Annotated in this window: 10 protein-coding genes; 2 read left to right on the top strand and 8 right to left on the bottom strand. The window is 64.5% G+C overall.

Annotated features, from left to right (window positions below):
• Positions 1–252: 252 nt before the first annotated feature.
• The 6 genes from phoB to FG95_RS16545 all read right to left on the bottom strand — a co-directional run bounded on the left by phoB (position 253) and on the right by FG95_RS16545 (position 6361).
• Complete coding sequence (gene phoB / locus FG95_RS16570; protein ID WP_037557317.1) at positions 253–951, bottom strand: phosphate regulon transcriptional regulator PhoB; 699 nt, start codon at positions 949–951, stop codon at positions 253–255.
• Positions 951–1673, bottom strand: coding sequence for a phosphate signaling complex protein PhoU (phoU, locus tag FG95_RS16565; protein ID WP_037557316.1), 723 nt, complete (start codon positions 1671–1673; stop codon positions 951–953). The genes phoB and phoU overlap by 1 nt, the downstream gene beginning before the upstream one ends.
• Before the next feature lie 25 nt (positions 1674–1698).
• A complete protein-coding gene (gene pstB, locus FG95_RS16560) occupies positions 1699–2481 on the bottom strand; it encodes a phosphate ABC transporter ATP-binding protein PstB (protein ID WP_037557320.1) in 783 nt (260 codons plus the stop codon).
• A gap of 17 nt (positions 2482–2498) precedes the next feature.
• Positions 2499–3755, bottom strand: a complete 1257-nt coding sequence (gene pstA / locus FG95_RS16555; RefSeq protein WP_037557315.1) for a phosphate ABC transporter permease PstA — start codon at positions 3753–3755, stop codon at positions 2499–2501.
• Entirely contained in the window at positions 3748–5124 is a 1377-nt protein-coding gene (pstC, locus tag FG95_RS16550) for a phosphate ABC transporter permease subunit PstC (RefSeq protein ID WP_037557314.1), read from the bottom strand. The genes pstA and pstC overlap by 8 nt, the downstream gene beginning before the upstream one ends.
• A gap of 187 nt (positions 5125–5311) precedes the next feature.
• Entirely contained in the window at positions 5312–6361 is a 1050-nt protein-coding gene (locus FG95_RS16545) for a substrate-binding domain-containing protein (RefSeq protein ID WP_037557312.1), read from the bottom strand.
• Positions 6362–6557: 196 nt separating this feature from the next.
• Here FG95_RS16545 and FG95_RS16540 point away from each other — a divergent pair, with 196 nt between their 5' ends.
• Together FG95_RS16540 and FG95_RS16535 are read left to right on the top strand one after the other, a co-directional pair.
• Positions 6558–7055 (top strand): hypothetical protein, encoded by a 498-nt coding sequence (locus FG95_RS16540; RefSeq protein ID WP_152567694.1) that lies wholly within the window; start codon positions 6558–6560, stop codon positions 7053–7055.
• 6 nt (positions 7056–7061) lie between these two features.
• The gene (locus tag FG95_RS16535) at positions 7062–7370 is read left to right on the top strand and encodes a putative quinol monooxygenase (RefSeq protein WP_037557310.1); all 309 of its coding nucleotides are present in this window, start codon (positions 7062–7064) and stop codon (positions 7368–7370) included.
• A gap of 39 nt (positions 7371–7409) precedes the next feature.
• Here the strand turns inward: FG95_RS16535 and FG95_RS16530 are convergent, their stop codons facing one another.
• Both FG95_RS16530 and uvrA read right to left on the bottom strand, forming a co-directional pair.
• Entirely contained in the window at positions 7410–8468 is a 1059-nt protein-coding gene (locus FG95_RS16530) for a hypothetical protein (protein WP_052182458.1), read from the bottom strand.
• A 175-nt stretch (positions 8469–8643) separates the two neighbouring features.
• Positions 8644–10680 (bottom strand): excinuclease ABC subunit UvrA, encoded by a 2037-nt coding sequence (uvrA, locus tag FG95_RS16525; protein WP_268746866.1) that lies wholly within the window; start codon positions 10678–10680, stop codon positions 8644–8646.
• Positions 10681–10772 lie beyond the last annotated feature (92 nt).

The raw sequence follows: 10772 nt of genomic DNA, 5'->3' as shown, positions 1-10772 counted from the left end.
TTGGCAGCTTGCTGCCTAGTCGTAGTGGGGTGGGGTCTATCGGCCTTGCGCAAGGCCGATAGACCCCACCCCCAACCCCTCCCCTGAAGGGGAGGGGCTTTCTTCTCTCAATGGCCGCAACCGGTCGTTATCCGACCTTCGTCATCCCGGACTTGATCCGGGATCCATCGCGGCCTTGAGTCACGGGCCTCGGATCAAGTGCGGGGTGACGATGATGGCATGACCGCAACCGGCGGAACCGCCGCGCGACCTCTACACGCTCTTGCCGGAATCGAGTGCATAACCCGCCGATCGAACCGTGCGGATGATATCCGCGGTACCCGGCAGGTTGATCGCCTTGCGCAGCCGCCGGATATGCACGTCGACCGTGCGCAGTTCGATGTCGCTGTCCTGACCCCAGACGCTGTCGAGCAATTGCCCGCGCGAAAAGACGCGGCCCGGATGCTCCATGAAATGGCGCAGCAGGCGGAACTCGGTCGGCCCCATCGCGACGATCTGGCCGTTCCGCACGACCTTGTGCGCGACCGAATCGAGCTCGATGTCGGCATAACTCAGCATCTCGCCGGCGAGCGCCGGGCGCAGGCGGCGGAGCACCGCCGACACGCGCGCGACCAGTTCGCGCGGGCTGAACGGCTTGGTGACATAATCGTCGGCGCCGGTCTCCAGCCCGCGGATGCGGTCCTCTTCCTCGCCGCGCGCGGTGAGCATGATGATCGGGACGTTCGCCGATTTGGGATTGCGGCGCAGGCGCCGGCAGACCTCGATCCCCGGCAGGCTTTCGATCATCCAGTCGAGCAGGACGATGTCGGGCACGCGTTCCTCGACGAGGACGAGCGCCTGTTCGCCGTCGGGCGTCTGCCGAACCGAAAAACCCTCGCGCGCGAAATGCCAGACGATGAGTTCGGCGATCGCCTCGTCATCCTCGATCAGCAGCAGGTCGGGCTGCGGCATCAGCCTTGCTCCTTCTCCGCCGCGGCGCTTTCCTCGGGGGTCTCCCCGCGCTCGCGTTCTTCCATCCGCTCGCCGGTCACGACATAATAGACCATCTCGGCGATGTTGGTCGCATGGTCGCCCATGCGCTCGAGGTTCTTGGCGACGAACAGCAGGTGCGCGCTTTCCGAAATATATTTCGGATTCTCCATCATGAAGGTGACGAGCGTGCGGAAGATGCTGTTGTAGAAATCGTCGACATTCTTGTCGCGCACCGTAACGCGCACCGCGAGTTCGGCGTCGCGCGCGGCAAAGCTGTCGAGCGCGTCGTGGACCAGCTCGACGACGATGTTCGACATCGACATCAGCACCGGGATCGCTTCGATCGACCGCGTCTGGTCCATCAGCGCGACGCGCTTCGCGATATTCTTCGCATAATCGCCGATGCGCTCGACGACCGACACGATCTTCAGCGCCGCAATCATTTCGCGGAGGTCGTCGGCCATCGGGGCCCTGAGGGCGATGGTCTGCACCGTGAGCTGTTCGACCTCGGCCTCCAGCGCGTCGATCTTCTTGTCGTCGCGCACGACCTGCGCCGCGAGGTCGAGGTCGCCCTTGCTGAGGGCCGTCATCGCCTGGAGGAGCGCCTGTTCGGCGCGGCCGCCCATCTCGCTGATCAGCCCGCGCAGGCGGTTGAGGTCCTCGTCGAAGGCTTTGACCGTATGATCGTTCGTTAATGCCATCGTTTTCGTCCTGTTGCGCTACGGATCAACCGTAGCGGCCGGTGATATAATCCTTGGTGCGTTCCTGCCGCGGGTTGGTGAAGATGTCGGTGGTCTTGCCATATTCGACCAGCGTCCCGAGGTGGAAAAAGGCGGTGCGCTGCGACACGCGGGCCGCCTGCTGCATATTGTGGGTGACGATCACGATCGCATATTTGCCGCGCAGTTCGTGGATCAGCTCCTCGATCTTCGCGGTCGCGATCGGGTCGAGCGCCGAGCAGGGCTCGTCCATCAAAATGACTTCGGGGTCGACCGCGATCGCGCGCGCGATGCACAATCTTTGCTGTTGGCCGCCCGACAGCGCGGTGCCGCTTTCGCCGAGGCGATCCTTGACCTCGTCCCACAGGCCGGCGCGCACCAGCGCGCGTTCGACGATCACGTCGAGGTCGGCCTTCGACGGCGCGAGGCCGTGGATGCGCGGGCCGTAACCGACATTGTCATAGATCGATTTGGGAAAGGGATTCGGTTTCTGGAACACCATGCCGACGCGCGCGCGCAGCTGCACGACGTCCATCGACGGCGCATAGATATCCTCGCCGTCGAGCTCGATCTGCCCGGTGACGCGCGCGCTCGCGACCGTGTCGTTCATGCGGTTGAGCGAGCGCAGGAAGGTCGATTTGCCGCAGCCCGACGGGCCGATGAACGCGGTGACGAGGTCGGTGCCGACGTCGATCGACACATCCTTGATCGCCTGTTTCTCGCCATAGAAGACGTTGACGCCGTGCGCCTTCATCTTCGGGTCGGTAATGGTCAGGTCTTCTTGGGTCATTATCATGCCTGTCAGCTTCACCAGCGTTTTTCGAATTTGTTGCGAAGATAGATCGCAAAGGCGTTCATCGACAGCAGCACAATCAGCAGCACGATGATCGCGGCGGAGGTTTTCTCGACAAAGCCGCGGTCGACTTCGTCCGACCAGAGGAATATCTGCATCGGCAGCACGGTCGAGGGCGAGCAGATACCGCCCGGCACGTCGCCGATAAAGGCGCGCATGCCGACGAGCAGAAGCGGCGCCGTCTCGCCCAGCGCGCGCGCCATGCCGATAATCGTGCCGGTGAGGATGCCGGGGAGGGCGAGGGGCAGGACGTGGTGGAACACCACCTGCACCGGGCTGGCGCCGACACCGAGCGCGGCGTCGCGGATCGACGGCGGCACCGACTTGATCGCGTTGCGGCTGGCGATCACGATCACCGGCATCGTCATCAGCGCCAGCGTCAGTCCGCCGACGAGCGGGCTCGCCTGACACAGGCCGAACCAGTTGATGAACACCGCGAGCGCGAGCAGGCCGAAGATGATCGAGGGTACCGCGGCGAGGTTGTTGATCGACACTTCGATCAGGTCGGTCCAGCGGTTCTTCGGCGCATATTCTTCCAGATAAAGCGCCGCGAGCACGCCGGTGGGGAAGGCGATGAGGAAGGCGATGAAGATCGTCAGCACCGACCCCTTGAGCGCGCCCCAGATGCCCGCGACCGCGGGGTCGGTGGCGTCGGCGTTCTTGAAGAAGGGCCAGTGGATGCCCGTCGACAGCTTGCCGTCCTTCTCCAGCGCATCGACCCGCGCGCCAAGGTCGCCGCGCGCGCCTTCCTTCGCCATGATGTCGACTTCGGACGCGGCGGGCAGTTCGAACACGGTCTTGCCGTTCAAAAGCTCGGGATCGGCCTTGATCGCGCTGCGCACTTCCTTCCACGCATTTTCGGAAATCAGCGCCGACCCGCCGTCGCCCAGCGCCTCGTCGGCGGCAAAGGCGACGATGTCGGCCAGCCCCGCGTTCGCGATCAGTTGGTCGGCGTCGGGATCGTCGAGGCGCGCGGCGTCGATCGTCAGCGGCGTGCCCACGAAATCGACCGGCACCGCGACATGCGTATAGGTAAAGCCGCGCGCGCCGTTGCCGACCATCACGAACAGCAGGAAGGCCAGGAACGCGCCCGACAGCAGCACCGCGCCCAGCCCCATCAGCTTGAAGCGGCGCTCGGCGGCGTAGCGGCCCGCGATGCGTTTCTGCATCGCCGCGCCTTTCCAGTCGGTCGGGGCGGTGTCCCTATTCATATGCTTCCCGATATTTTTTGACGATGCGCAGCGCGACGATGTTGAGCAGCAGCGTGACGATGAACAGCACGAGCCCCAGCGCAAAGGCGGCGAGCGTCTTGGCGCTGTCGAACTCCTGGTCGCCGGTGAGCAGTTTGACGATCTGCGCGGTCACCGTCGTGACGCTGGCAAAGGGGTTGGCGGTCATGTTCGCCGAGAGGCCCGCCGCCATCACCACGATCATCGTCTCGCCGATCGCGCGGCTGACCGCGAGCAGGATGCCGCCCATCACGCCCGGCAGCGCGGCGGGGATCAGCACCTGACGGATCGTCTCGTTCGGCGTCGCGCCCAATGCCAGCGACCCGTCGCGCATCGCCTGCGGCACCGCGTTGATGCTGTCGTCGGCCATCGACGACACGAACGGGATGATCATCACCCCCATCACGATGCCCGCGGCGAGCGCGCTTTCGGTCGAGGCGTTGGGGATGCCGATCATCACCGCGAATTCGCGCAAGGCCGGCGCCACCGTCAGCGCGGCGAAATAGCCGTAGACGACGGTCGGCACGCCCGCGAGGATCTCGAGCAGCGGCTTCACCCATTTGCGCACCGCGGGCGCGGCATATTGGGTGAGGTAGACCGCGGTCATCATCCCGATGGGAATGGCGACGATCATCGCGATGATCGCGCCGATCAGCACCGTGCCCCAGAACAGCGGGATGCCGCCGAAGGTATCGGGCTGCGGCGCGCCGCTCGTCGGCGCCCAGGTCGTGCCGAACAGCAGTTCGGCGGGCGAGACGAGGCGGAAGAAGCGGATCGATTCGAACAGCAGCGACAGCACGATGCCGAACGTCGTCAGGATCGCGACGAGCGACGCGAGCAGCAGCACCGCCATCACGATCTTCTCGACGCGGCTCCGCGCCCGGAAATCGGGGTGGATGCGCGTGAAGGCATAAAGCCCGCCCGCGAGCGCCAGCGCGAGCATCGCCGCGATGCCGATCCACGCATATTTGTGGCTCGCGTCGGCATAGGGCTTCACCAGCGGCGCCGCGGCGGGCAGCCGTACGTCGGCCTGCTCGCCCTGCGCGACCGAACGGGCATCCGACAATATCGCCCCGCGCTCGAACCCGAAGGCGGGCAGGCTCTCGGCCGCCTCGCTCGTCAGCACCTGGTTGGTGATCAACGCCGGCGACACCGACGACCAGACGGCGAGGAAGATCGCCGCGGGCGCGAACAGCCACAGCGCGACATACCAGCCATGATATTGCGGCCGCGAATGGAGCTTCGCCCCCGCGCGGCCCGCGAGCAGGCTCGACCGCGCCCGGCCGGCGAGCCAGCCGATCAGCGCAAGGCCCGCGATCAAAAGCAAAAGGGCGGCGGCGTTGAAGGTCACGTTTTTCTCTTAACCTGACCCCAATTCCGTTCGCCCTGAGCTTGTCGAAGGGCCGTTCTTTTCTTCACCGCAGAGGAAGGAAGGACGGTGCTTCGACAAGCTCAGCACAAACGGGGTAGGGGAGTCCAACGTCAAAAAAGCGGCGGCCGGACCGGGCGAACCCGCCCGGCCACCAGCGGGAGGAAACTTACTTCAGCTCGGCGCCGTCCAGCGCGGTCATATTCTTGCCGTTCGCCGCCGCCTTGTCCGCAACCGCCTTCGGCGACACGATCAGCCCCTTGGCGTTCAAATAACCGCCGTCGGCCGCGCCCTTCAGGAATTCGGCGACATATTCGGCGAGCCCGGGGACGACGCCGACATGCGCCTTCTTCACATAGATGAACAGCGGGCGCGAACCGGGATAGCTGCCGTCGGCGATCGCCGCGTAAGTGGGGGCGACGCCCTGCACCGGCACCGCCTTGATCTTGTCCTTGTTGGCGTCGAGATAGGAAAAGCCGAAGATGCCGAGGCTGGTCGGGTTCTTGTCGAGCTTCGAGATGATGAGGTTATCATTCTCGCCCTGCTCGACATAATAGGGCGAACCGCGCAGCGTCGTGCACACCGCCTCATGCTTGTCCTTGTCGCTGTCCTTCAGCGCCTTCATCTCGGGATTGGCGTCGCAGCCCTTGCCGAGGATCAGCTCCTTGAACGCATCATAGGTACCGCTCGTCGACGGCGGGCCGAATACCGAGATCGCGACCGCGGGAAGCGCGGGGTTCACGTCCTTCCACGTCTTCGCGGTGTTGGGCTTGCCATAGGGGTTCGCGGCGAGCGCCTTGTAGACATCCTCTTCAGACAGCTTGAAGCCCGGGCCGCGCTGCGCTTCGCCGAGCGCGATGCCGTCGATGCCGACCTGGATTTCGACGATCTCCTTCACGCCGTTCGCGGCGCAGGTGTCGAACTCCTTCTTCTTGATGCGGCGCGACGCGTTCGCGATGTCGGGCGTGTCGCCGCCGACGCCGGCGCAGAAACGCTCGAAGCCGCCGCCGGTGCCCGTGCTGTCGATCTTCGGCGTCTTGTTGCCCGTCGCTTCGGCGAACTTCTCGCCGACCGCGGTGGCAAAGGGATAGACGGTCGACGAACCGACCGCGCTGATATAATCGCGCGCGCCGCCGCCCGAAGACGCCTGATCCTGGCACGCGGAAAGCGCCAGCGCGCACGTCGCCGCACCAGCGATAAGACCAAATTTCTGGAACATCGGGGTATCCTGTCGGGGGTCGTTACCAAACCAAGCCGCCACCCCCGCGGCGACTCGCTGAGCCGCCAATGGGGGTTTTGTGTGACGTGTTTGTGACAGGGAGTGTCATGGAAGTGTCATGACCCCGCTCTGAACGTGCCAGAGCGAGTTGAACTCTAATCTTGTCAGTTCAGATCGGATTTGCTTAATCAAGATTATGCCTATTTCCGCTATCCATGCGTACCTTGTCCATCCGGGCAGAAATGATCCGGCAGCGACAATTTCTGGGAACGAAGTCCCACTATCCGGCAAGGTTTACGAGATGCTCAATGGCATCTTTGTGGCGGGGCCTGAAAGCAGAGACTTTGAGGTAACATTTAAGCCACTTTCAGCTAGCATCCAACAGAACGATTGCCGAGATCTGTTGATTGCTTACCAAGGTGCACCCGCACTTGAAACTGGGCGCAAGGTGGCCGAGCGACTTAGGAGTGTTACGGACAAGCGGTCGGGTATTGGCCTCATGTTCCTAATGACCGGCCAGCATGGCCCGCTTCAGCGCCTCGTGATTTCGCGTTTCCCGGCTAACCAAGCAATTCTGGCTGAGGTTGCTTTTTCGGCGGCGCAAGCGTGGGGTGCGGATCAAATTTTTGAGCAGCTCCGCACGTCCGTACTTTCTTATGCTAATGATGATGAGCAAACCGAGGATGCGGAATAGGCTTAGATGATCCTCATCACCGGCCACGTCATCCTCGCCCCCGAGCATCGCGAACGCATCATCGCGCTCGGCGCCGAACATAGCGCGCGGTCGCGTTCCGAGCCGGGGTGTTTGGCGCATAATTGCCATATCGATGTCGAAAACCCCGACCGGCTGATGTTCGTCGAGGAGTGGGAGAGCGTCGACGCGGTGCGCGCGCATTTCGCGCAGCCCGCATCGCGCGCCTTCGTCACCGAGATGTGCGCCCTGTCGCCCGCGCCGCCGGTGATCCGCATCTACGCCGCCGAGGAAATCACCGCGACGCTGATGGGGTAGGGGCGCGGCGCCGCGCTCCTTTTGCCGTCGCGCCCGTGCCTATCCCTCATCCTCCGTGGCGGGAACGATCGCCGGCTGGACCGCGCCATCCGGCGCCGCCGTATCGCCTTCCGCTTCGCCGTCGCCGCCGCCCGCTGCGGGGTCGGGCGTCACGACCGGCGTCCCGTCGCCCGGTGCGGCGGGGGTTACCACCTGCCCGGTCGCGTCGTCGGGATCGGGCGGGTTCAGGTCGACGTCGGTGCTGCGCAGGATGCGCGCCTCGCGCAGCGCGTTCATCTGCGTAATGATCGCCTTGCCTTCCTCCGACGTCCGGCCCGCCGTGCGCAGGTCGCGTTCCAGCCGCGACAATTCGGTGTCGATATGGTTCAGCTTGATCGCCTCTTCATAGGCGGCCTGCTTTTCGACCGCCTCCATCACCAGTTGCAGCCCGGTTCCGAACGAACAGAGCTGGTGATAGGCGTTGACGTCGCGGATCGCCGCGTCGATCGAATATTCTTCCTTCTTTTTCTTCAAATTGGTCAGGATATCGGCCAGCGCCTCGCCGCGCTTGGTGTCGATCGCGGTCGTCACCGTCTGGATGATCTGGTTGCGATAGACATGCGTGTTCACATGGTCGCGCGATCCGCTGGTAAAGGCGGCGCCGCCTGACAATATATTGCTCGCCTGATCGCCCGTCACGATCGTCGATGCCACCGACAGCCCCGTCGTCGCGATGCTCAGCCAGCCGTTCACCTCGGCCTGCCGTTCCAGCATCAGCGATTTTTCGACGATGCAGATCGTGTCGGCCTGGCTCAGCAGGACAAAGGCCAGCCGGTTGCGGTCGAGATCGCTTTTCAGCGCCAGCTCATAGGCAAATTCCTTGCCGGGGTTCGACGAGGGGAAACGGAAACAGTCGAGCGCGATCGCGCCCGGCCGGGGCGACCCGCTCTTGCGCGGTCCGATCCCCGCCGGGTCGGGGCGGTCGACTTCGCAGTTGCGCGCCTTGTCGTACAGCATCACATGCGCGGGCTCGACGCGCGCCGCGCCGCCGCTCGTGCATGCGGACAAGCCGACGGCGAACATCGATATCGCCGCGATTGCCGAATTCGATCTGGTCATCCCGCCCACCCCCGCAAGCAAAGGGCAAGGCTATTCGGCGCGATCGAATAATCAATCGCGATTCGTTCCAATCTGGTTCCATTCCGGCCATCGCGCGGAGGCGAAGGCGGCGCCTCTTTCTGAAAGGAAGCGCGCCGGTTCGGGTGCAGTGGCCGCCGCCCGCGCGGCTGTTCGGTTACCCTGCCAGCAACGGCGCCAGATATTGTCCGGTAAAGCTGCGCTTTTCCTTCACCACCTGCTCGGGGGTCCCCGCCGCGACGATTTCGCCGCCCTTGACGCCGCCTTCGGGGCCGAGGTCGAGGATATAGTCGGCGGTCTTGATGACATCGAGGTTATGCTCGATCACCACGACGCTGTTGCCCTGATCGACCAGCGCCTGCAGCACTTCGAGCAGCTTCCTGACATCCTCGAAATGCAGGCCGGTGGTCGGCTCGTCGAGGATATAGAGCGTCTGCCCGGTCGAGCGGCGCGACAGTTCCTTGGCCAGCTTCACCCGCTGCGCCTCGCCCCCCGACAGCGTCGTCGCCTGCTGCCCGACCTTGATATAGCCGAGCCCGACGCGGACGAGCATCGCCATCTTGTCGCGGATCGCGGGCACCGCCTTGAAAAACTCCGCCGCATCCTCGACCGTCATGTCGAGCACGTCGGCGATGCTCATCCCCTTGAACTTCACCTCCAGCGTTTCGCGGTTATATCGTTTGCCGTGGCACGTCTCGCACGTCACATAGACGTCGGGCAGGAAGTGCATCTCGATCTTGATCAGCCCGTCGCCGGTGCACGTCTCGCAGCGCCCGCCCTTGACGTTGAAGCTGAAACGCCCCGGCTTGTACCCGCGCGCCTGCGCCTCGGGCAGCCCCGCGAACCAGTCGCGGATCACCGTGAAGGCTCCTGTATAAGTGGCGGGGTTCGACCGCGGGGTGCGGCCGATCGGCGACTGGTCGATGTCGATCACCTTGTCGCAATGTTCGAGGCCGGAGAGGCTGTCGTGCGGCCCCGCGACCAGCCGCGCGCCGTTGAGCACGCGCGCCGCGCTCGCGTAAAGCGTGTCGATGATCAGGCTCGACTTGCCCGATCCCGACAGGCCGGTGACGCAGGTGAAGGTGCCGAGCGGGATCGTCGCGGTGACATTCTGGAGATTGTTCGCGCGCGCGCCTTTCAGCACCAGGTCGAAGCCGTTGCCGGGGCGGCGGTGCGCCGGCACCTCGATCTTCTTCGCGCCGGTCAGATACGCCGCGGTCAGGCTCTTCTTGTTCGCGAGCACCTGTTTCAGCGTGCCCTCGGCGACGATCTCGCCGCCATGGACGCCCGCGCCGGGGCCCATGTCGACGACATAGTCGGCGTGGCGGATCGCATCCTCGTCATGCTCGACGACGATCACCGTGTTGCCGAGGTCGCGGAGCCGCTTCAGCGTCGCGAGCAGCCGGTCGTTGTCGCGCTGGTGCAGCCCGATGCTCGGCTCGTCGAGCACATAAAGCACGCCCGACAGGCCGCTGCCGATCTGGCTCGCGAGGCGGATGCGCTGGCTCTCGCCGCCGCTGAGCGTGCCGCTGGTGCGGTTGAGGTTGAGATAGTCGAGCCCGACATTGTTGAGGAAGCCCAGCCGTTCGTTGATCTCTTTCAGGATCGCCTTCGCGATCTGCCGCTGCGTGTCGTTCAGCTTCTCGTCGAGCGTGCTGAACCAATCGAGCGCGTCCGCCACCGACCGCTGCGCCGACATGCTGATGTCCTCGCCCGCGATCTTCACCGCGAGCGGTTCGGGGCGCAGCCGCGCGCCGTGGCACGTTTCGCACGGCTGTGCGGTCTGGTACTTTCCCAGCTCCTCGCGCATCCACGCGCTCTCGGTCTGCAACATCCGGCGGTTGAGGTTGCCGATGACACCTTCGAACGCCTTGTGCGTCGTATAGGTGCGCTTGCCGTCCTTGAAGGTCAGCTCGACGGGCATGCCGCCGGTGCCGTGGAGGATGATCTGCTGCACCGCGCCGGGCAGGTCCTGCCACGGCGTGTCGAGCCCGAAGTCATAAGCTTTGCCCAGGCTTTCAAGCACTTGCATATAATAAGGCGAGGGCGGGTTCGATTTCGCCCACGGCACGACCGCGCCTTTTTTCAGGCTCAGCGCGTGGTTGGGGACGACGAGTTCGGGGTCGAGCAGCCACCCCTGACCCCCACCGGCGCAGGAAGTGTCGGCGGCGGCCGACGTCTGGGCGATCCACATGGATATCATGTTGAAAAGATGATCTCGCCCCGCTCGCTCATTGCCGATCTTGGTAGCGCGAGCGTGCTCCGCAAGGCAAGAGATGCTTGCGC

This window comes from Sphingopyxis sp. LC363, assembly GCF_000756385.1.
GTDB lineage: Bacteria > Pseudomonadota > Alphaproteobacteria > Sphingomonadales > Sphingomonadaceae > Sphingopyxis.
Note: the sequence above shows the minus strand (reverse complement) of the source record. Positions and strands in the feature narration are given on the sequence as shown.